The organism is Pseudarthrobacter sp. NPDC080039, from assembly GCF_040702335.1.
In the GTDB taxonomy this organism is placed as follows: Bacteria; Actinomycetota; Actinomycetes; order Actinomycetales; family Micrococcaceae; genus Arthrobacter; species Arthrobacter enclensis_A.
Genome location: NZ_JBFBKY010000006.1, coordinates 208,589 through 228,808 on the forward strand (window position 1 = coordinate 208,589; position 20,220 = coordinate 228,808).

The window sequence follows — 20,220 nt, forward strand, 5'->3', positions numbered from 1 at the left end:
TAGTGGTTTACTACTGGGGGAAGCCGTTTCAACCGAGGAAAAAGCCACACATGACGCAGAGCCAGTCAAGGCCCCGCACCCCGGCCACCTGGCACCCCCCGGCGCAGGAGCGGGAGGGCCTGTGGATCTTCACGCGGCTGCGCGACTTCATAGACGATATCGCCAACACGTCCCCCGCCCGCCTGGCCCTGACCGCGTTCGCCACTGTATGCATCGTGTTCACGTTCCTGCTGTCCCTGCCTGTGTCTGCGGCCGACGGGACCGCCACTCCCGTCTACGAGGCGCTCTTCACCGCCGTCTCGGCAGTCTGCGTCACCGGCCTAACCGTCGTGTCCACCGCCGCCCACTGGTCCTTCTTCGGCCAGCTGGTGATCCTGCTGGGCATCTTCATCGGCGGTTTGGGAACTTTGACGCTGGCGTCCCTGCTGGCGCTGATGGTCAGCAAACGCCTGGGCGTGCGCGGCAAGATCATCGCCGCCGAGTCCATGAACAACGCCGGCCGGCTGGGCGAAGTGGGTACCCTGCTGCGGATCGTCATCACCACATCCGTGGTCATCGAGGCAGTCCTGGCCCTCGCGTTGGTCCCTCGGTTCCTCACCTTGGGCGAGCCGTTCTGGCAGTCCGTCTGGCACGGCATCTTCTACTCCATCTCGTCGTTCAACAACGCAGGCTTCACCCCGCACTCGGACGGCATCGTGCCCTACGAGACAGACCTGTGGATCCTCATCCCCCTCATGGTGGGAGTCTTCCTGGGCAGCCTGGGATTCCCCGTGGTGATGGTTTTGCAGCAGAACGGGCTGAACTGGAAGAAGTGGAACCTCCACACCAAACTCACCATCCAGGTGTCCCTGATCCTGCTGTTTGCGGGGGCATTCCTTTGGGCCCTGATGGAGTGGGACAACGCCCGGACCATTGGTTCCATGAGCGTGGGTGACAAAATCACGCACGCCCTCTTTGCCTCCGTGATGATGCGGTCCGGCGGGTTCAACCTGGTGGACCAGAACCAAATGGACTCCACCACCATGCTGCTCACCGACGCCCTGATGTTCGCCGGCGGCGGCTCAGCGTCAACAGCAGGCGGCATCAAGGTAACCACCATCGCCGTGATGTTCCTGGCAATCATCGCCGAGGCCCGCGGCGACGCCGACGTCAAGGTCTACGGCAGGACCATCCCACAGGGCAGCATGCGCGTTGCCATCTCGGTCATCGTCGCAGGCGCCACCCTGGTCTCCGTATCGGCGTTCCTGCTGCTCCACATCAGCGGCCAGTCGCTGGACCGCGTTTTGTTCGAAACCATCTCCGCGTTCGCTACGGTGGGGCTCAGCACCAACCTGAGCGCGGAAATGCCTCCTGCGGGGGTCTACGTCCTCACGGTGCTGATGTTCGCCGGCCGTGTGGGTACCGTTACCCTCGCCGCTGCGCTTGCCCTGCGCCAGCGCAGCCAGTTGTACCACTACCCCGAAGAGAGGCCGATCATTGGCTAGTTCCACAGACGCCCCCCGGCGCCCCGCCCACAACGCCCCGGTGCTGGTGATCGGGCTGGGCCGCTTCGGATCGTCCACCGCCGAGCAGCTGGTCAAGCAGGGCCGCGAAGTCCTCGCCATCGAGCGGGACCGGAACCTGGTGCAGAAATGGGCGCCGCTGCTGACCCACGTGGTGGAGGCCGACGCCACCAACATCGACGCACTCCGCCAGCTCGGCGCACAGGAGTTCAGCTCCGCCGTCGTGGGCGTGGGCACCTCCATCGAGTCTTCCGTGCTGATCGCCGTCAATCTGGTGGACCTCGGCATCGAACATCTTTGGGTCAAGGCCATTACCCCGTCCCACGGCAAGATCCTCACCCGGATCGGCGCCAACCACGTCATCTATCCCGAGGCCGACGCCGGCGTCCGTGCCGCGCACCTGGTCTCCGGGCGCATGCTGGACTTCATCGAGTTCGACGACGACTTCGCCATCGTGAAGATGTACCCGCCGCGCGAAACGGTGGGCTTCACCCTTGACGAGTCAAAGGTCCGCTCCAAGTACGGGGTGACCATTGTGGGCGTGAAGTCCCCGGGTGAGGACTTTACCTACGCCAGGCCGGAGACCAAGGTGTCCTCGCGGGACATGCTGATCGTGTCAGGCCACGTGGACCTGCTGGAACGGTTCGCCGCCCGCCCGTAGTCCCCAACCGCACCCTAACCTCGGAAGCTCGGTCAGGGAACCCTGACGTCGTGGGCCCAGCCAGTGGTGGCCGGGCCCAGGGAAACCCGCTAGCCGAGCTGCTTGGTAATTTCCGCTGCCCGGTCCGCTGCTGCCCTGGCGCCGGCCGCGATGATTGCCGGGATGCCCTGTTCGTCGAAGGTGGCAATGGCGCGTTCGGTGGTCCCGTTGGGGCTGGTAACAGCTTTGCGAAGCGCTGCCGGGTCCGCCCCGGGCTGGGCGAGCATGAGGCCGGCGCCGGCGACGGTTTCGCGGGCCAGCAGCAGCGACAGCTCGTGGTCCAGGCCCAGCTTTTCGCCCGCCGAGGCCATGGCTTCGGCCAGGTAGAAGGCGTACGCGGGACCCGATCCGCTGATGGCCGAGAGCGCGTCCACCTGTTCCTCCGGAACCTCCACGACGGTCCCGGCGCCCTGCAGGATGTCCTTGACCATTTGAAGCTGCTCAGGCGTGCAATGGGTGCCGGGCGAAACGGACACCACACCGCGGCCCAGTTTTGCCGGCGTGTTGGGCATCGTCCGGATGACCGGCTGCCCTTCCGGGAGGGCGGCCTCCAGTTGGGCGATGGAGACGGCGGCCGCCACGCTGACCACCACGGTGTCCGGCGAAAGGGCAGGGCTGATCTCCCGGGCCAGGTCAGCGATGCCAACGGGCTTGACGCCAAGGATGACGACGGCGGACCCCTTGGTGGCCTGCCGGTTGTTGTCCGGTTCTTCCTCGCCGGCGATGGCGGTGATCCCTTGGTACCGCTCGGCCAGCTCGGACGCGCGCCCGGCGCGGCGGACGGTTGCCACCACATCCCCCGGATCTGTTCCTGCCTCCAGCAGGCCGCCAAGAATGGCTTCGTTCATGGATCCACAGCCAAGGAATGCGATTCGGTTGCTCATGCCTCCATCATTGCAGTTGGTACGCATTCACAGGCAACTCCCATCTTCAGCGCAGGCAGCGCACAACTTGGGGTCCTAACGTGGTTATTACCTCATTGAGGGTGCGAGTGATGCGGCAGGCATGGGGATGCCTGCCAGGGCACCGGTGGCACGGCAACAGGTTTTCCCCCATTTTCCTGTTGCCGGCCCCGGTGCTTCCGCATTTAAACTGCAGTTGCCGGCCAACCGCCTGCCGGAACGCTGATTTACAGGTAGCTAGACTGTTGCGTCCACCGACGGCGCGGCGGTCACATGGGGCGCGGGCTCCAGCGGCCCGGAAAACACGAGCTGGTCCAGGCGCCGGAGGATGAGTCCTTCACGAAGTGCCCATGGGCAGATGCGCAGTTTCTTGAACTTGAACATCTCCAGCGCAGCCTCGGCCACCAATGCCCCGGCCAGCAGCTGGTGGGCCCGGGCCTCTGAAACACCTGGAAGGTGCAGCCGGTCCTCGGAGCTCATCGCGGAGATCCGCTGGGTCCAAATGCCCAGGTCCGAGGCATGCAGTTCGCGTTTGACGTACGGGCCTTCGGCGCTGGGGGCGGCTCCGGCGATCCGGGCCAGGGAACGGAAGGTCTTGGAGGTCCCGGCCACCACGTTGGCCCGGCCCAGGCCCTCGAATTCACGGACGGCGGGCTTCAGCGTTGCCCGGATGTAGCGCCGGAGTTCCTTGACACTCTTGGCCGACGGCGGATCCTCGGCGAGCCAGTCCCTGGTGAGGCGGCTGGCACCAAGGGGAACGGAGGTGGCCACCTCGGGAAGTTCATCCTGGCCGAATGCCATTTCGAAGGAACCGCCGCCGATGTCCAGGTTCAGGATGGGACCGGCGCCCCATCCATGCCACCGGCGGACCGCAAAAAAGGTCATGGACGCTTCCTCGCTGCCGCTGAGTTCCTGAAGGGTCACGGTGGTCTCATGCTTGACCCGGGCCAGGACTGCGGGGCCGTTGGTGGCCTCGCGGATGGCGGATGTACAGAAGGCCAGCAGGTCCTCTGCCTTGTGCCGGGCAGCGAATTCCCAGGCCTCCAGGACGAACTCGGTCAGCTCGTGCTGGCCCTCGTCGCTGATGCTGCCATCGGGCTCAAGGTACTGCACCAAGGACAGCGGCCGTTTGTGCGACGCGAACGGGACAGGCTGTGCACCGGGGTGGGCATCCACCAGGAGCAAATGGACAGTGTTGGACCCTATATCGAGGACGCCTAGACGCATGGGGACATTATTGCTCGTCAGCGCGCTTGAAGTCGCGCCTGATATTGGCCACGCCCTCCGGGTTGATCTCAAAGCCGTAGGCTGCGCCCGGGTTGATCACCATGCCCAGTTCATCGCCGATGTTGGCGATGATGGCCGCCCCCTGGGTGCCCAGCACGTTCGGAGCCGCCTCCAGGTACTGCTGGTCCACCCTGCTGGGGTGCGAAAAGACGGCAAGGACGGGGTCGCCGTCGGCGTTGGCCAGGACCAGCGGCTCCACCTGGGAGTCGATGCCCTCCACCGTGTCCGAGCTGATGATGTAGACCTCGCTGTTAAGGAACGACAGGATGACGTCCACGGGGTTCGCATCGGGCTGTCCGCCGGTGGCGAGCTTCTCCTCAAGGTCATTGAGCGGGTTGGTGTCGTCGATTCCCTGCTGTTCAGTCATACGACTAGCCGATCACGATACCGAAGCGCATGCAAACCCCGGTGGTTGAGCGCGGGGCCTGCGCCCCGTGCTCAACCACGGCAGTCACTTCTTGGCCGTTGCCTTCTTCTTGGCCGGCGCTTTGCGGGTTGCCGTCCGCTTGACCGGACCCTTTGCGCGCTTTTCCGCCAGCAGTTCCACTGCCTGTTCCCGCGTGAGCTCCTCCAGCGAGGTGGCGCGGGGCACGGTGATGTTGGTGATGCCGTCGGTGATGTAGGGACCGAACCGGCCCTCCTTCACCACGATGTTCTTCTCCGACACCGGGTCCGGGCCGAACTCGGCCAGGGGCGGCACCGCAGCACGGGCGCCGCGCTGCTTGGGCTGGGAGTAGATCTCCAGGGCCTGATCCAGGGTGATGGTGAAGATTTCCTCTTCGGAGCCGATGGAGCGGGAGTCCGTTCCCTTCTTCAGGTAGGGGCCGAACCGCCCGTTCTGGACGGTGATGAGGTTGCCTCCGGCGTCCTCGCCCAGGGCGCGGGGCAGGCTCATGAGCTGGAGTGCCTCGTCCAGCGTGACGGACTCCACCGTCATGGACTTGAACAGCGATCCCGTACGCGGCTTGGCCTTCACCGGCTTCTTGGGCGGCTTGGGCTTGCCGTTCTTGTAGTACTCCACCGGCTGGCTGGCCAGCTCTTCCTCGGTCATCTCGGGGATGATTTCGGTGACGTAGGCGCCGTAGCGGCCGTTCTTGGCCACGACGGTGTGTCCCGTGTGCGGGTCGGTGCCCAGCACACGCTCCTCAGGTGCCGCCGTCTCCATCAGTTCGATGGCCTTGGCGGCCGTCAGCTCGTCAGGGGCCAGGTCCTCCGGGACGTTGGCGCGGGCCGACTCAACGATCTCGCCGGTCTTGGGGTCCACCACGGCGGCCGAGCTTTCCAGGTAGGGGCCGAACTTGCCCACCCGGAGCGTGATCTCGTCGGTGATGGGAATGGAGTTGATTTCCCTGGCGTCGATCTCGCCCAGGTTGTTGACAATGCTCAGCAGCCCGGGATCGGTCCCCTCACCGAAGTAGAAGTGCCGCAGCCAGGACGCGCCGGCCTCCTGGCCGTTGGCGATCTTGTCCAGGTCGCCTTCCATGTCGGCAGTGAACTCGTAGTCCACGTAGTCGGAGAAGTGCTGCTCCAGGAGCCGGATCACCGAGAACGCAATCCAGCTGGGTACCAGCGCGGATCCCTGCTTACGGACGTAGCCGCGGTCCTGGATAGTGGAGATGGTGGAGGCGTAGGTGGACGGACGTCCGATGCCCTTCTTCTCCAGTTCCGCTGTCAGGGACGCTTCGGTGTAACGCGGCGGCGGGGACGTTTCGTGGCCCACTGCCTGGATGTCGGAGGCGGTGAGGGAATCGTCCTTGGCCACGTTGGGCAGGCGGCGCGCCTCGTCTGAATCGTCGTCGCCGCGGGTCTCGTCCTTGCCTTCCTCGTAGGCGGCAAGGAAGCCGGGGAACGTGATCACGGTACCGGAGGCGGAGAATTCCGCATCGCGCCCGTCAGAGGACACGGCACCCAGGCGGATGGTCGCCGTCGAGCCCTTGGCATCCCCCATCTGGGAGGCGACGGTGCGCTTCCAGATGAGTTCGTAGAGCCGGAACTCGTCGCCGGAGAGCTGCTTGGCAACCTGGGCCGGTGTCCGGAAGGAGTCACCTGCGGGGCGGATGGCCTCGTGTGCTTCCTGGGCGTTGGCTGCCTTGTTCGAGTACAAGCGCGGCGACTGCGGGACGTACTCCGGACCATACAGTTCCGAAGCCTGCCGGCGGGCGGCCGTGATGGCTTCGTCGCTCAATGCGGACGAGTCCGTACGCATATAGGTGATGTAGCCGTTTTCATACAGCCGCTGGGCGATCTGCATGGTGCTCTTGGACGAGAACCGCAGCTTGCGGCCGGCCTCCTGCTGGAGGGTGGAGGTAGTGAACGGTGCAGCGGGGCGGCGGGTGTACGGCTTGGTATCCACCGCGCGCACCCGGAAGTCCGCGTTCTGCAGCCCGGCCGCCAGCGACGTCGCCAGTTCCTGGTTGAGATGGGCGACGTTGCGGGAGGTGAGCTCGCCGTTGTCATTGAAGTCGCGGCCCGTGGCCACCTTGGCACCGTCAACGGCGGCAAGCTTCGCCTTGAAGGAGCCTGATTCCGCGCCGAACTGGCCGGTCAGATCCCAGTAGGACGCGGCCTTGAATGCCATGCGCTCACGTTCGCGGTCCACCACCATGCGGGTGACCACGGACTGCACGCGCCCTGCGGAGAGGCCGCGCGCCACCTTGCGCCAGAGCACGGGCGAGATTTCGTAACCGTAGAGCCGGTCCAGGACACGGCGGGTCTCCTGGGCGTCCACCAGGTCCTGGTCGACGTCCCGCAGGTTGCCCATGGCGCGCTGGATGGCTTCCTTGGTGATTTCACCGAAGGTCATCCGGTAGACCGGAACCTTGGGCTTGAGGACTTCCAGCAGGTGCCACGCGATGGCCTCACCCTCGCGGTCCCCATCTGTTGCCAGATAGAGTTCGTCGGCATCCTTGAGCGCGGCCTTGAGCTCAGTGACCTTTTTCTTCTTGTCCGGGGAGACCACGTAGTAGGGCTTGAAGTCGTGCTCAATGTCGACGGCGAACTTGCCCACCGACGTCTTTTTCAGCTCGGCGGGGAGTTCGGACGGCTGCGGCAGGTCCCTGATGTGACCGATGGAAGCCTCCACGATGAAGCCCTCGCCGAGGTACTTGGCGATGGTCTTGCTCTTGGCCGGAGACTCCACAATCACGAGTTTCTTGCCGGTTTTGGCCTTGCTTGGCACGGTGCTCCTACAGAAAAGGGTTGCTGGGGCAGATGAGCCCATGTTCGCCTAGTTCACCATATTTTGGGGAATCGTGCGCATTCATGTGGAAAAGACGGGGGCATAAGGGGGCTTACTGTTCGGCCGGAAACGCGGCCGGAATGAGGAACCCGTCCCGCACCAGGTTGGCCACATCGGCAAGCAGCGAGCGCTGGAATGAGCCGGCCTCTCCACCCAGGAGGGCCTCCAAGGCACCGGCGATCTGTCCTGCGGTGAGGTCGCCGTCGCACGCGGACACAAACCCGGCCAGCTCCGTGCTCATCAGGTTGGTGCGGCGCAGGCCGGCACCTTGCCTGAGCAGGATCACCCCCGGGTGCTCGGCGCCGGGACGCTGGTGGCGCTCCTCGGTGACGTCGTCGGCAACGAGCAGGTGCGTTTGGGCAAGATCGTGCGCGGCGAGCCAGTCGCTGCGTTCGACGGCGGCGCCCAGGTGGGGGCCGATGGGCTGCTCGATGGGGTAGCTGATTTCCTCGAAGCGGCTGATGGCGGCCTGCCCGCCGTCAGCATGGCGGCGCAGCCACACCATGCCGAAGCCGATCCCGGCCACGTTCCGTGCGGCGAAGTCCGCGAGGTAGGCGGCGTACGCCTCCCGGTAGTGCTTCCGGTCCCGGGACTCGGAGGCGTCCTGCAGCCAGGTTTCGGCGTATTGTTCCGGGCTGACCTGCTCGCGCTGGATGAACCAGGCGTCGGTGCCCGGCCGCACCCATGACCTTGGCCGCTCGTCCCAGTCCGCGCCGTCGGGGACTTCCCAGTTCCCCAGCATCTGCGCCCATCCGCCGGGCGCCAGGACACCGGGCAGGTCCGCCACGAGGGACGCGACGATCTCGTCGCCCGGCAGGCCGCCGTCGCGGTAGGTGAACTGGCCCGACGCCTCCTCGCCGGCGCTGCGCGGGGTGATGACGAACGGCGGGTTGGAGACCACCAGGCCGAATTCCTCGCCGGCCACCGGTTCCAGGAGGGAGCCCAGGCGCAGGCTCACCCTGTCCTCCAGGCGGTCCGGGTCGACGGAAAGTTGCCCGGCATTAAGCAGGATGTTGAACCGCGCGTAGGCGAGGGCGCGCTCGGAGATGTCAGTGGCCGTCACGTGCTGGCAGTGGTGCAGCAGGTGGAAGGCCTGGATCCCGCAGCCTGTGCCCAGGTCCAGGGCGCGCTCAGTGTGGCGGCGGATGGTGGTCTGCACCAGGGTGGTGGATGCCTGCCCGATGCCCAGGACGTGGTCGTGCCGCAGCACGCCCGCCTGCTGGTGGGCGGCAAGGTCGCTGGCGACCCACAGCTCGGCGCCGCCGCTGCCGTCTTCGTTTTTGTCCCAGCCGTAGGGCCGCAGGTCTGCCCTGGCGGTCAGCAGGTCCGAACCGGGAACGGGCTGCACCAGGCCCAGCTTCAGCAGGCCTTCCGCGCCGGTGCCGGGCAGGGCCGCGTCGAGCGTTTCCCGGTCCTGCGGCTCGGCAAGGAGCCACAGGCGGACGACGGCGGCAAGCGGCGCCGCACCTTTGTCCTTCCCTACTGCCTGCTCGGCAGCAAGCAGCGCGGGGATGATCTGGTCCCGGTTCAGCGCCGCGGAGGCTGCAGGCCCCAGCAGTCCGGCCACGCCGTCCAGCGTGTACTCCAGGCGCCGCAGGTCTGCGGCCAGCGCGGCCAGCAGTTCCGGGAGGTCGCTGCGGGGCGCGTCGGGGGTGTTGCCGGCGGTGAACTCGTAAGGGGATCTAGGCACCGCTCAAGTTTAGTCCGGTGTGCCGGCGGGGGTACGGTGGAGCCATGCCTTCCCGCCTCCCCGTCATGCCGCATGCCCCCAAGGCCCCCGCAGCAGCCCGGCGCATTCTGTCTTTGATGCTGGTTGCCACGGCGCTCGGCGCTGCAGTGGCCGGCTGCGCGCCGGTCAACTCTGTGGAAAACGCGGATGTTCCGAAGTGGCGGGCAACGGCCATGCCGACCTCCGCGCCCGGTGTTGTGCTCCAGGATTCGGGAAAGATCCTCAACCGTGACCCCATCGTTCGGGAGGCCGCCAGGGTTCCAGCCGGCAAGTACATGATCACGGCCGTATGCGAGGGGACGGGCAAGGCCTTCTTCGCGGTATCGCTGGACGGCAAGCCGGTCGCGGAAGCCGGGGCAGCCTGCAACGGGCGGCAGGAAACCACCAGGATCACCCTTCCCGCGGCTGGCCGGGTGCAAATCAGCGGTTCCAGCGTGGACGCGCCGCTGCTGTACGCCTACCAGATGGCACCGGCGCAATAACCCGCCGCTCCGGCTATGGCCGGGCGGCCTGGGCGGGCTTAAAGTCGAAGTATGCCCAGCGGGCGGAGACTCTCCGCGGCCCTTTCCCAAGGGGCAGCACGGGCGTGCCCGGCACCGAAGCCGGTTGCCGCCGTCGCCCTCGGACTTGTGCTTGCGGCAGGTGCACTGGCTGGCTGTGAATATACGTACGACGACGGCCGGGCCGGCAACGCGCAGGCCACCGCCAGCGTTGCGCCCGCTCCTGCCTTCTCCCGCGACCCGCTGCAGCAGGACCCTGTCAGCGACGCCGAACTCGGCGACTGGGTGTCCCGTGCGCTCCCGGACAGCACCGGGCCCGTGGTCCAGGCCGATGCCGGACTCCTGGTCGCAGGGGAGGTCCGGAGTTTTTCGTCGCCGGTGCTGGGGACCGGAACCTACATCCTGGCCATCGCCTGCCGGAGCCAGCGCCGCGTCACATTCACGGTGCGCAGCGACACCCTTACCTTGGTGGACCTGGCCCTCAGATGCGGCATTAACCGCGAGAACGTCATCTATCTGTCCACGGACAGTGTCCTGACCGTCAGGCTGGAGGCAAGAACCCCAGCCAACTATGCGTTCCGGGTGCACCGGCTCTGACGTGCTCCGCCCCTGCCTCGACCCGTGGCCGTCAGGCCTGTCCGGGTGGGGCAGGATTTCGGATCCGGGCCGCTGCTATGCTGCCGCGCAGCCTTCCGGGCACCGGAGTGTTTCGGGGCTTGCGGCGCACCCGGCGCAGTACAGCGTCAACGTGCGGCAGCTGGGGTTGGAGCAGTTTTCGAACTTGCTGGTGGGCGCGGAGCAGCGGGCGCACTCGCCTATGGTCTTGGCGTCCTCGCTGAACTCCAGGTGCATGCGTTTGTCGAAGACGTAGAGCGAGCCTTCCCAAAGCCCCTGGTCTTTGAAGGCCTCGCCGTACCGCACGATGCCGCCGTCGAGCTGGTAGACCTCTTTAAAACCGCGGTTCACCATCAGGCTGGAGAGCACCTCGCAGCGGATACCCCCGGTGCAGTAGGTGACTACGGGTTTGTCCTTCAGGGAGTCGTACTTGCCGGAGTCCAGCTCCTTGATGAAGTCATGGGTTGTGGCCACGTCCGGCACCACTGCGTCCTTGAACCGGCCGATCTGGGCCTCGAACGCGTTCCGGCCGTCAAAGAAGACCACGTCCTGGCCGTCCTGCTTCCTGGCGTCGATGAGCTCGTGCAGTTCCCGGGGTTTGAGGTGCGTCCCGCCGCCCACCACGCCATTGCCGTCGACCCTGAGCTCCCCGGGTGCCCCGAAGGACACGATCTCGTCCCGCACCTTCACGCTGAGTCGGGGAAAGTCCTGCGCGCCGCCGTCGGACCACTTCACGTCGATGCCCTTGAATCCGGAGTATTCGCGCGTGGTCTTGACGTACTGTTTAACGGCGCCAATTTCCCCGCCAACGGTGGCGTTGATCCCGTCCCTGGAGATGATAATGCGGCCCGTCAGGCCCAGCTTCTCGCAGAGGGCACGCTGCCAGAGCCGTACTGCGTCCGGATCAGCGATGGGGGTAAAGCCGTAAAAGAGCACAATCTTGTTTAAAGCCACGTATTTAAGGGTACCGTCTGGGCCGCCGCCACCCGTCTGGCTCCACGGTCCGGGCTGGGTACGGATCACAATTGCATAAGCACTCCACCACCCCCTGTTGCTGGCGATCGGGCTGGAATATTGTTCTTGCCATGAGTCCGGAAACCATGGTTGAAGACATCACTGGCCTGCTTGAAGTATGGGTTGCCGGCTGGGCCGGTTGCCGCGGCTACCGGACCTCCACAGAGGGCCGCTTCCCGTCCGCGCTGCGGGCCGACACGACCGGGGAGTGGGAAGTCTTCGCTTCCGAGCCCACTGATGACGAGTTTGCCGCCCTGGCTGCCAGAACGGCGGAAACACCCGCCCGGGTGTTGACCATCCTGACGAACGACCCCTCCCGCTATGCCGCCATGGCAGCCAGCCACGGGCTTAATGTCACCTCCAATACGCAGACCATGATGATCGTGGACATGGAGACGCAGGACGCCGAGGATCCCTGGCTTTCCGACGACGACCTGAAGCTCTTCACCTACGAGCAGGACGGGGTCCACTACGCCGAGGTCCGGTCCGGGGACGCCGTAGCCGCCAGCGGCCGTGTTTTCGTGGTGGGCGATACTGCGGTGTTCGACAAGATCGTCACCCAGCCCGCGTTCCAGCGGCGCGGCCTGGGCAGTTTCATCATGCGTGCGCTTGCGGCCCAGGCTTTCGGCCACGATGTCCGCACCGGGCTCCTGCTTGCATCCATTGACGGCCAGAAACTCTATTCGCATCTCGGCTGGACCACCGTCGCGCAGGTCCTCATGCTCTCGGCATCGCACGACGGAACGGACCTTTCCCTGAGCTGATTTGCCGGCCCCGTTCCGCCGCCCAGGTTTTCCCATCGGCGAAGCGCTGCCTTCCGGCCGGGCGCCGGATGAAAGAATGGTGGAGTGAACCCCCATGACTCGCTGATTCCTTTGCTGGGCCGCGGCCCGGACCCGGAACAGCTGCGTCATGTCCGCACCATCCCGGCGAGGGCAGCCGTCCACGCACCATGGCCGGAGTGGCTGCATCCGGACATCGTGGAGGCGTATGCGTCCCTGGGTATCCGGGAACCGTACCGGCACCAGGTGGACGCGGCCCAGGCAGCCCACGGGGGCGAGCACGTTGTGGTGGCCACGGGAACTGCGTCCGGGAAGTCGCTGGCGTACCAGTTGCCTGCGCTGGACGCGATCCACCGGTCGGAGCTGCGGGTGCTTGCGGACCCGGGCAAAATCCACGACGACGGCGCCGTCACCCTTTACCTCTCCCCCACCAAGGCGCTGGCCGCGGACCAGCTGAACGCCATCCGTGCGCTGAAACTGCCCACGGTCCGGGCTGAGACCTACGACGGCGATACTGATCCTGCCGCCCGCCGCTGGATTCGCGACCACGCCAACTTCATCCTGGCGAACCCGGACATGCTGCACTTTGGCATCCTTCCCAACCATGCCTGGTGGGCAGCGTTCTTCCGCCGGCTGCGTTACGTCATCGTCGACGAGGCCCATAGCTACCGCGGTGTCTTTGGATCGCATGTGGCCAACCTAATGCGGCGCCTGCGCCGGATCTGCGCCTACTACGGGGCGGGAACCTCTTTTCCCGAACCCGTGTTCATTGCAGCGTCAGCCACAGCTTCCGAGCCTGATAAGTCCTTCTCTCGCCTTATCGGCGCACCCGTGAAGGCGGTTTCCCGCGACTGTTCACCCCATGGAGCCACCACGGTGGCACTCTGGGAGCCGGCGCTGACTGAGGTCCGTGGGGAGAGCGGCGCCAAGGAACGGCGCACGGCCGTGGCGGAAACCTCTGACCTGCTGGCCAACCTGGTGTCCGCCCGTATCCGCACCATTGCCTTCATCAAGTCACGCCGGGGCGCCGAGACCATTTCCGCCATCACCAAGCGCCTCCTGGACGAGGTGGACCCCAGCCTCCCCCAACGCGTGGCGGCCTACCGCTCCGGATACCTGCCGGAGGAACGCCGTGCTGTGGAGAAAGCGCTGCGCTCCGGCCAGCTGCTGGGCGTTTCCAGCACCTCCGCCTTGGAGCTGGGCATAGATATCTCGGGCCTCGACGCGGTCCTGGTGGCCGGCTGGCCCGGGACCCGGGCATCACTGTTCCAGCAGATTGGCAGGGCGGGGCGCGCCGGCCAGGATGCCGTGGCTGCATTCGTGGCCAGTGACGACCCGCTGGACACGTACCTCGTGAACCACCCGGAAGCGATATTCGACGTGTCGGTGGAAGCCACGGTTTTCGACCCGTCCAACCCCTACGTGCTCGGACCGCATCTGTGCGCGGCAGCCGCTGAACTTCCGCTGGGACCGGCTGAGTTGGACCTCTTCGGCGGCACAGCCGAAATGCTCCTGGACCGGCTGGTGGCGCAGGGCTATCTCCGGCGGCGCCCCGCCGGGTGGTTCTGGACGCACTCGCAGAGCGCCGCGGGTATGGTGAATCTGCGCGCCGACGGCGGGGGTCCGGTCAGCATCGTCGATGCCGAAACCGGCTCACTCCTGGGAACAATGGACTCCCCGCAGACCCACTACCAGGCGCATACGGGCGCTGTGTATGTCCACCAGGGCGACACCTACCTGGTTGAGGACCTGAACGAGGACGACCACTGCGTGATGGTGCGCCGGGCGAACCCCGACTACTACACCACAGCACGCGACGTGACCCAGATCGAGGTCCTGGACACCCTGCGGACCATGCAGTGGGGCGACGTTACCGTCCACTTCGGCGATGTGAAGGTCACTACCCAGGTTGTCTCCTTCCAGCGCAAGGCATTGATCTCCAATGAGGTCCTTGGCGAAGAGCCGCTGGAACTGGGGGCACGCGAGCTCTTCACCAAAGCGGTGTGGTTCGTGGTGGATAACCGCTCCCTCACCGGAGCGGGGCTCATCGAGGCTCAGTTCCCTGGTGCCCTGCATGCCGCCGAGCACGCCGCCATTGGCCTCCTGCCCCTCGTTGCCTCGAGCGACCGCTGGGACATCGGCGGCGTCTCCACGGCGCTGCACGCCGACACCGGGGTGCCCACCATTTTCGTATATGACGGGCACCCCGGGGGTGCCGGGTTCGCTGAGCGGGGTTTCGACAAGGCGAGGGTGTGGCTGGGGGCAACCCGGGACGCCATCAATGCCTGCGAGTGCGACTCAGGCTGCCCCTCCTGCGTCCAGTCCCCCAAATGTGGGAACAAGAACAACCCGCTGGACAAGGCGGCCGCTGTGACCCTGCTGGACGTCCTTCTCAAGGACGCCACGGAAGCCATGCCGGCGGGCCTGCACGCCACAACCTGACTCTTGCCCGGCGGCTCCCTGGTGCGCAGTATGTCCCTGCTGACCGGTGTGCCCCTAGGGTGGAGGTCCTGCACGGGCATGTCCGGTTGCGGTTCCCAGCAAGGGGTTGCCGGTCAGCCCGGTCCGCACCTCCACTGTCTGCCCCGGGCCCTCGGAACAGCTGAGGACCGTGGCCGCATGGCGGGCAGCTACCTCCGCGGCTACCGTGCAGGGCTCTCCGGTGCTGATGCCACGGAGAGCGTCAGCTGCGGCAAGGGCTGCAAGGTCTGCCGCCGCTGCCGCCCGGCTTGCCAGCACGGCTGACTGGACCAGCAGGAGCATGACTGCCATCGCGGTCATGACCACGAGGGCAACCCCTGCAGCCAGAACCGTCCCGGCCCCACGCTCGCACCCGTCCCCTTTTTCCGGCGGCCGCCTTTTCCCGCGGTGCCGTCGGGGTTCAGCTTTCCGGGAGCACCCGCCAGCAGGGTTTTGGGGCCAGCCATTCCTCCTCACCTAAGCCCGCCACCGGTCACGCCGCTGCCACCACCTGGCACACCGGCTCCCGTCCCCGCCGTTTCGCTGCGGGTTGAGGCGCGGGCGGTGAGGACCAACGGAATGGCCGATCCCAAGGGCCCGGCGACACGGTCGGTGACCGTGATGTTGAACCACTCGCCGTCGGCGGCAACAGACGCGGCGGCTGAGCCGCCGGCGAGTGTCCGGACCGTCCGTTCAACCGCAGCCGGGCCATCACCCCTGGCCAGGGCCCTGGCACCTGCCCGGGCGCCTTCCTCGATGCGCAGCTGGGTCATGCCCGCAGCGGCTCCGGCCAACAGCATGGCCAGCAACGCCAGGACGGCAGGCAACACGACAGCAAATTCGGCCGTGACCGTACCCCGGTCCGCGTCCGCCGTGCCCCTCGCTTGATCAGCTGTTCCGCTGTGTCGCTGCAGACCGGCTCTTTGGCCGAAAGCGAGGTGCCTGCTCCCGACCGAGCCGGTCACACCGGGCCGGGGCCGCCAGGGACAAGGCCAGCCGGCCCCACGGGTCACGGCAGCGCCAGGGCGGTGCGGATAAGCGTGAGCAGGAAGCCCCTCACCTCATCACTGCGAAGAATGAACACGAGCAGCCCGGCGAACCCTACCGCCGCCAGGGTGGCGATGGCATATTCCGCCGTGGCCATCCCCGCCTCTGATCCCGGAAGTCTCCGCCTGCGGCGGGACGCGGCCGGGACTGCGGCGGATCCTGGATACAGCTCCACCACGTTGCCGGGCACTGGCACGGCGGCGGCGCCGGGGACGGATGCGTCCGCCAGGCTCCGGTTCGGGACACTTTCCGGTCCGAAGGTGTATGGGCCGGCGCCGCTGCGCACCCGCCCACTCCGCGGCGTGGGACGCTGCCAGGAAGCAGGGGGCGCAGAGGTTCCTGCGAAGTAGTTGCGTTGGTGGTTGATGGACATCGGGTCTTCCTTCCGTAGTTAGCCGGTGGCCGGTTTTTGCCGGCTGCTTTGACTCTTCCCGGCCCGGCCGGCGCCGGTAAGGCACAAGGTGCGCTAAGTGGAAAAGCCTGGTTCCTGCTTCGATGTGGAGGACGGGTTGGGTCCGGATGCAGGCAGATGCCAGGTCTGCTAGGTACCGGATGGAACCATGGCGAGCAGCACCGGAACCACTCCCAGGCAGATGAAGGCAGGGAGCGAACAGAGGCCGAGCGGAACCACCAGCTTCACCCCGAGCGACGCCGCCCGCTTTTCCGCTGCCCGGAACCGTTCCCGGCGAAGCCTTGCCGCCTGGGCGTACAGGATCGCGGACGACGGCGCCCCGGTCAGCGCTGCGAAGCCGAGGGCGTCCCGAAGTTCCAGGATTTCCGGACGGCGGACCGCTGAGCTGCGCCAGGCTGTATCCCAATCGGCTCCGATGGCCAGCGCTGAGACCACCGGCCGCAGGGCGTCCCTGTATTGGGGTGCGGCCGAGCCGGCCACCAGCTCAAGGGAACGCCCAATGCCGGCTCCGGCATCAAGCATCGCCGCCACGAGTTCAAGCATCATGGCCGAATCGTTCAAGCCAATGCCCGGGTTCCCTCCCTGCGCGCTGCCGGGAAGCTTCATCCCCGGGCCCGGACGGGGCAGCCGGCGCAACCGTTGCCGGGGCCGCCCCTGGTCCGAACAGGAAAGCCAGGCGGCCGCCGCGAGCAGCAGGAACAGCGACAGTCCCGGAGCCCAGCCCGGTGTCATGGGGTTGATACCCCCGCAGCGGCCGAAACAAGACGGGCGGACCAGGCCCTGCCAGCCAGGGTGAGGACCACTCCGCCCATCAAAGCAGCCAGGCCGAGGGGTGTTCCCAGCAGCGTGGCCAGCGGATCCACTCCCAGGGCCGCACCGAGTCCAAGGCCCATCAGGGGGAGCCAGGTCAGGAGGCGGACCGTGGCTTTGGGCCCGGCGAGCGCTGTTTGCCGGGCCGCGTCCGAGTCCTCCTCGGCTTCAAGCTGGGCCGCAAAACGGGTCAGCACGTCGGCCAGTGGACAACCGCTGGCTTCAGCGATGTCGAAACAGGCAGCCAACTGGAACCAGGTGCGGGCCTCCCCATCCCTGCCCGCAAACACGGTGGAAACCGCGCGCCGGATGGACTCACCAACCGGCGCGCCTGTTGCCGCGGCTGCCCGGGCCGATGCCAGGACAGTAGTTGAGCCCACTGACAGCGCCCCGGACCGGATCTGCTCGTTCATGCGCTGCCTGTCTTCGCCCCCGGCGCCGTACACGGTCCACAGCTCGTCCCACAGCCGCCCGGCCGTCCGTCCACCCTTCAGCAGCGCAGCCAACTGCTGCACCATCAGGGTCAGGCCCGGCCCCGGCTTCCTGGCCGTTCTTCCACCGGCCGTCCTGGCCCCTGCCAGCTTCCGGCCCTTTCGTACGACAGGTGGCCCGGGGTGCCGCCCGCTTACTGCCCGCAACCTCGAGGCAGCATCCAGAGGCGGTTTGAGGAGCAGCAGCACAGCGCTGCAGAGGAGTCCGCTGAAGAGGAGGGTCACAGAATCTCCTCGGGGTCCATATCCAACCGGGCGGCCAGAGCCGGCCACGCGGGACCGGGCGCACCCGACTCCCCCAGGGCCGGCACCACCGTCAGGCCGTCCGGTCCGTCGTCGATCAGCCCAATGCACAGGACTTGCCTGCCCCGCCCCGTCCTGCCCACGTGGACGATGACGTCCAGCGCGCTCGCAGCCTGAAGCCGCACGGCTTCGGTGCCCAGGCCTGCGAGCGCACCGAGGGCGTTCAACCTGGCAGGAACTGCTGCCGCCGTATTTGCGTGGATGGTGCCTCCGCCGCCGCTGTGCCCCGTGTTCATGGCGGTCAGGAGTTCCCGCACCTCAGCCCCGCGGCACTCCCCCACCACCAGCCGGTCCGGCCGCATGCGCAGCGCCTGCCGCACGAGTTCGCCCAGATCCACGGCGCCGCCGCCTTCAAGGTTTCCGTGACGTGATTCCAGGGCGACCACGTGGGGGTGGACAGGATTCAGTTCAGACGCATCCTCGATCAGCACCAGCCGCTCCTCTGCCGAACAGAGGCCCAGCAGCGTGGAGAGCAAAGTGGTCTTTCCGGAGCCCGTGGCACCGCTGACCAGGAAGCTGAGCCTCCTGGCCACAACTGATTCCAGCACCGCCTGTACTCCCCCTCGGAACATGCCGCCCGAGGCCAGCTCCGCCATGCTGAAGACGCGCTCCCTCCGGATCCGGACACTCAGCAGGGTCCCGGATGTGGATACCGGCGGCAACACGGCGTGGACACGGTAACCGCCGGCAAGCCTGACATCTACGCAGGGCGAACCGTCGTCGAGGCGGCGGCCGCCTGCAGCCACAAGCCTGCAGGCCAATGCACGTAACTGCGTTTCCCCATCGAACAGGACGGGAACGCGTTCGATGCCCTGGCCCCGGTCCACCCACACGGAGTCGGGAGCATTAACGAAAATGTCCGTTACGCCAGGGTCCCGGGTGAGCTCCTGCAGGGGCCCCAACCCGTTGAGCTCGGCGCTGATCCGCTCCACGGCGGCAAGCGAGCCCGCAGTGCCCAACAGCTTCCCGGTAGCCTGGACGGCTGCGGCCACCCTGGAGGGCGTCACGGCTCCGGCCTCCGCCATCATGGACTCCCGGACGGTTTCGAGCAGCCCCGGGTCAACCGTCCTGCCTGTGCCGGCGGTGCCTCGGTCCTGGCGGTCGGCCCGGTTGGCTTCCAGGATGCGTGCGCTGCGCCGGCCGCCAACGTCCCTGCCCCCTGTTGCACCGCCCGCGTTCCGGGCCGCAGCATCCCTGGAACTGCCCGGCAGCCGAGTCATGTCAGTTCCCCTGCCTGCAGGTCCTCCCCGAGCCAGTCGAGCACGTTGGCACCGAAGTGCCGGATATTGCGGCGCTTTCCCAGATCCAACAGGCGTCCTGATTCCATGGCCCCCGCGACCGCACGCAGTTCCGGTATGCGGCCCTGCACGGGCAGCCCCACGGCATCGGCAATCAACGCACCGTCCAGCGCGGTGCCGGGCCGCCCACGCACCAGCAGCGCCGCCTCCACCGGGGGAAGCTCCTGCAGCATGCGCACGGCCGCCACGGCCGACTTCAGCTGGGCCGGCACCACCACCATGATCCTGTCGCAGTCCCACGCCACCGTGTGGATGGGTGCCGCGCCCCGACCCACGTCGACAACCACCAGCTCATAGCCGCGACGCGCGGCATCCAGCACACCGGCCGCGGCGGCAGCCGCCACCGGGAACGGCTTCTCGCGGGTGGCCGGCCAGGACAGGAAGGAGAAGCCGCCGGCAACAGGGAGGGAATCAGCAAGCTGCAGGGGGTCGATGCTGCCCCTGGCTTCCGCGAGATCCGGCCACCGGAGGCCGGGAGCTTCCTCAGCCGCGAGTGCCAGCTCCAGGCCGCCTCCCCAGGGGTCACCGTCGACAAGCAGCACGCGGACGCCCAGCCATGCCGCTGCCTGGGCTATCCAGATGGCCGCGGTAGTGGCCCCGGCACCGCCGCAGCCGCCGATGACGCCAAGGACCAGGCCGCCGGGCCCAGGTGAACGCGACCTGCTGAGGTGGTCGGCCAGCCACGCGGCGGCATCGGGCAGCACGGCAACCCGTTCCGCCCCCAGCGCAGCCGCGAGATGCCACAGGCTGTCGCCCTCGCCAGCGGGGCCCACCATTACGGCGGGAGTGCGCCGCCGCGGCGGAAGCTCCCTGATATCGCTGCCCACAAGGACCGCCGAGGCGTCATCCCAGTAGCGTCCGGCCTCCACCGCATCCGGGACGACGCGCAGGTGGGCGCCTGCGGCCGCCACTATCCGCTCCACCTCGCCGCGGAGGACGGTGGAGGCGCTGACCAGCAGGACTCCGCCTGTCCCATCCGCAACTGATCTATCCGGAAGCCAGGCAGCACCGGCCCCGGCGCCGCTGTCAGGCAGAAAGCTCCCGCGGGAAGATGCCGCCGTTCCCCCCGGCGGCAAGGAGCCGCCCGGACCCTCCGGCCGGGACGGGGATGCGTTCATCTGGTGCCTGCT

At 67.1% G+C, this 20,220-nt stretch carries 19 protein-coding genes; 6 read left to right on the forward strand and 13 right to left on the reverse strand.

The genetic code is table 11. The features are described 5' to 3' along the window. Nucleotides 1–50: 50 nt before the first annotated feature. The gene (locus AB0313_RS09810; protein WP_141945995.1) at nt 51–1,484 is read left to right on the forward strand and encodes a potassium transporter TrkG; all 1,434 of its coding nucleotides are present in this window, start codon (nt 51–53) and stop codon (nt 1,482–1,484) included. 40 nt (nt 1,485–1,524) lie between these two features. Next, on the forward strand, nt 1,525–2,163 hold the full coding sequence (locus tag AB0313_RS09815) for a TrkA family potassium uptake protein (RefSeq protein ID WP_174237627.1): 639 nt from the start codon (nt 1,525–1,527) through the stop codon (nt 2,161–2,163). Nucleotides 2,164–2,252: 89 nt separating this feature from the next. On the opposite strand, the gene proC is transcribed toward AB0313_RS09815, so the two are convergent. The 5 genes from proC to AB0313_RS09840 form a co-directional block, all read right to left on the reverse strand. Further along, nucleotides 2,253–3,086 (reverse strand): pyrroline-5-carboxylate reductase, encoded by an 834-nt coding sequence (gene proC / locus AB0313_RS09820; protein ID WP_141945991.1) that lies wholly within the window; start codon nt 3,084–3,086, stop codon nt 2,253–2,255. Nucleotides 3,087–3,341: 255 nt separating this feature from the next. Beyond that, nucleotides 3,342–4,331, reverse strand: coding sequence for a Ppx/GppA phosphatase family protein (locus tag AB0313_RS09825; RefSeq protein WP_366305229.1), 990 nt, complete (start codon nt 4,329–4,331; stop codon nt 3,342–3,344). Nucleotides 4,332–4,338: 7 nt separating this feature from the next. Beyond that, a complete protein-coding gene (locus AB0313_RS09830; protein WP_141945988.1) occupies nt 4,339–4,758 on the reverse strand; it encodes an SseB family protein in 420 nt (139 codons plus the stop codon). An 84-nt stretch (nt 4,759–4,842) separates the two neighbouring features. Beyond that, nucleotides 4,843–7,569, reverse strand: coding sequence for a type I DNA topoisomerase (gene topA, locus AB0313_RS09835; protein WP_366305231.1), 2,727 nt, complete (start codon nt 7,567–7,569; stop codon nt 4,843–4,845). A 112-nt stretch (nt 7,570–7,681) separates the two neighbouring features. Beyond that, nucleotides 7,682–9,319, reverse strand: a complete 1,638-nt coding sequence (locus tag AB0313_RS09840; RefSeq protein WP_366305233.1) for a methyltransferase — start codon at nt 9,317–9,319, stop codon at nt 7,682–7,684. Between the two features lie 44 nt (nt 9,320–9,363). Here AB0313_RS09840 and AB0313_RS09845 point away from each other — a divergent pair, with 44 nt between their 5' ends. Together AB0313_RS09845 and AB0313_RS09850 are read left to right on the forward strand one after the other, a co-directional pair. Continuing rightward, on the forward strand, nt 9,364–9,840 hold the full coding sequence (locus AB0313_RS09845; protein WP_366305235.1) for a hypothetical protein: 477 nt from the start codon (nt 9,364–9,366) through the stop codon (nt 9,838–9,840). Nucleotides 9,841–9,891: 51 nt separating this feature from the next. Next, entirely contained in the window at nt 9,892–10,455 is a 564-nt protein-coding gene (locus tag AB0313_RS09850; protein ID WP_366305237.1) for a hypothetical protein, read from the forward strand. A 75-nt stretch (nt 10,456–10,530) separates the two neighbouring features. Here AB0313_RS09850 and AB0313_RS09855 read toward each other — a convergent pair whose 3' ends face one another. After that, nucleotides 10,531–11,427, reverse strand: a complete 897-nt coding sequence (locus AB0313_RS09855; RefSeq protein ID WP_366305239.1) for a rhodanese-related sulfurtransferase — start codon at nt 11,425–11,427, stop codon at nt 10,531–10,533. A gap of 131 nt (nt 11,428–11,558) precedes the next feature. On the opposite strand from AB0313_RS09855, the gene AB0313_RS09860 reads away from it, so the two are divergent. Next, nucleotides 11,559–12,251 carry a GNAT family N-acetyltransferase gene (locus AB0313_RS09860; protein WP_366305241.1) on the forward strand — a complete coding sequence of 231 codons (693 nt, stop codon included), beginning with the start codon at nt 11,559–11,561 and terminating at the stop codon, nt 12,249–12,251. Nucleotides 12,252–12,335: 84 nt separating this feature from the next. Next, the gene (locus tag AB0313_RS09865) at nt 12,336–14,711 is read left to right on the forward strand and encodes a DEAD/DEAH box helicase (protein ID WP_366305243.1); all 2,376 of its coding nucleotides are present in this window, start codon (nt 12,336–12,338) and stop codon (nt 14,709–14,711) included. A gap of 54 nt (nt 14,712–14,765) precedes the next feature. On the opposite strand, the gene AB0313_RS09870 is transcribed toward AB0313_RS09865, so the two are convergent. The 7 genes from AB0313_RS09870 to ssd form a co-directional block, all read right to left on the reverse strand. Further along, nucleotides 14,766–15,206 (reverse strand): Rv3654c family TadE-like protein, encoded by a 441-nt coding sequence (locus tag AB0313_RS09870; RefSeq protein WP_366305245.1) that lies wholly within the window; start codon nt 15,204–15,206, stop codon nt 14,766–14,768. Further along, nucleotides 15,203–15,694: a TadE family type IV pilus minor pilin gene (locus AB0313_RS09875; RefSeq protein ID WP_366305247.1), complete on the reverse strand. Its 492-nt coding sequence runs from the start codon at nt 15,692–15,694 to the stop codon at nt 15,203–15,205. Before AB0313_RS09875 ends, AB0313_RS09870 begins: the two co-directional genes overlap by 4 nt. Nucleotides 15,695–15,738: 44 nt before the next feature. Beyond that, a complete protein-coding gene (locus AB0313_RS09880; RefSeq protein WP_141945974.1) occupies nt 15,739–16,149 on the reverse strand; it encodes a DUF4244 domain-containing protein in 411 nt (136 codons plus the stop codon). Between the two features lie 168 nt (nt 16,150–16,317). After that, nucleotides 16,318–16,920 carry a type II secretion system F family protein gene (locus AB0313_RS09885; RefSeq protein WP_141945972.1) on the reverse strand — a complete coding sequence of 201 codons (603 nt, stop codon included), beginning with the start codon at nt 16,918–16,920 and terminating at the stop codon, nt 16,318–16,320. Beyond that, the gene (locus tag AB0313_RS09890) at nt 16,917–17,714 is read right to left on the reverse strand and encodes a hypothetical protein (RefSeq protein WP_366305250.1); all 798 of its coding nucleotides are present in this window, start codon (nt 17,712–17,714) and stop codon (nt 16,917–16,919) included. Before AB0313_RS09890 ends, AB0313_RS09885 begins: the two co-directional genes overlap by 4 nt. Continuing rightward, the gene (locus tag AB0313_RS09895; protein WP_366305252.1) at nt 17,711–19,012 is read right to left on the reverse strand and encodes a TadA family conjugal transfer-associated ATPase; all 1,302 of its coding nucleotides are present in this window, start codon (nt 19,010–19,012) and stop codon (nt 17,711–17,713) included. Before AB0313_RS09895 ends, AB0313_RS09890 begins: the two co-directional genes overlap by 4 nt. Beyond that, the gene (gene ssd, locus AB0313_RS09900) at nt 19,009–20,049 is read right to left on the reverse strand and encodes a septum site-determining protein Ssd (RefSeq protein ID WP_366305292.1); all 1,041 of its coding nucleotides are present in this window, start codon (nt 20,047–20,049) and stop codon (nt 19,009–19,011) included. Before ssd ends, AB0313_RS09895 begins: the two co-directional genes overlap by 4 nt. Nucleotides 20,050–20,220 lie beyond the last annotated feature (171 nt).

Bases quoted from the DNA above. Each gene is read 5' to 3' on its own strand.
- AB0313_RS09810 (WP_141945995.1), top strand. From the start codon at position 51: ATGACGCAGAGCCAGTCAAGGCCCCGCACCCCGGCCACCTGGCACCCC.
- proC (WP_141945991.1), bottom strand. From the start codon at position 3,086: ATGAGCAACCGAATCGCATTCCTTGGCTGTGGATCCATGAACGAAGCC.
- AB0313_RS09825 (WP_366305229.1), bottom strand. From the start codon at position 4,331: ATGCGTCTAGGCGTCCTCGATATAGGGTCCAACACTGTCCATTTGCTC.
- AB0313_RS09830 (WP_141945988.1), bottom strand. From the start codon at position 4,758: ATGACTGAACAGCAGGGAATCGACGACACCAACCCGCTCAATGACCTT.
- AB0313_RS09845 (WP_366305235.1), top strand. From the start codon at position 9,364: ATGCCTTCCCGCCTCCCCGTCATGCCGCATGCCCCCAAGGCCCCCGCA.
- AB0313_RS09850 (WP_366305237.1), top strand. From the start codon at position 9,892: ATGCCCAGCGGGCGGAGACTCTCCGCGGCCCTTTCCCAAGGGGCAGCA.
- AB0313_RS09860 (WP_366305241.1), top strand. From the start codon at position 11,559: ATGAGTCCGGAAACCATGGTTGAAGACATCACTGGCCTGCTTGAAGTA.
- AB0313_RS09880 (WP_141945974.1), bottom strand. From the start codon at position 16,149: ATGTCCATCAACCACCAACGCAACTACTTCGCAGGAACCTCTGCGCCC.
- AB0313_RS09885 (WP_141945972.1), bottom strand. From the start codon at position 16,920: ATGACACCGGGCTGGGCTCCGGGACTGTCGCTGTTCCTGCTGCTCGCG.
- AB0313_RS09895 (WP_366305252.1), bottom strand. From the start codon at position 19,012: ATGACTCGGCTGCCGGGCAGTTCCAGGGATGCTGCGGCCCGGAACGCG.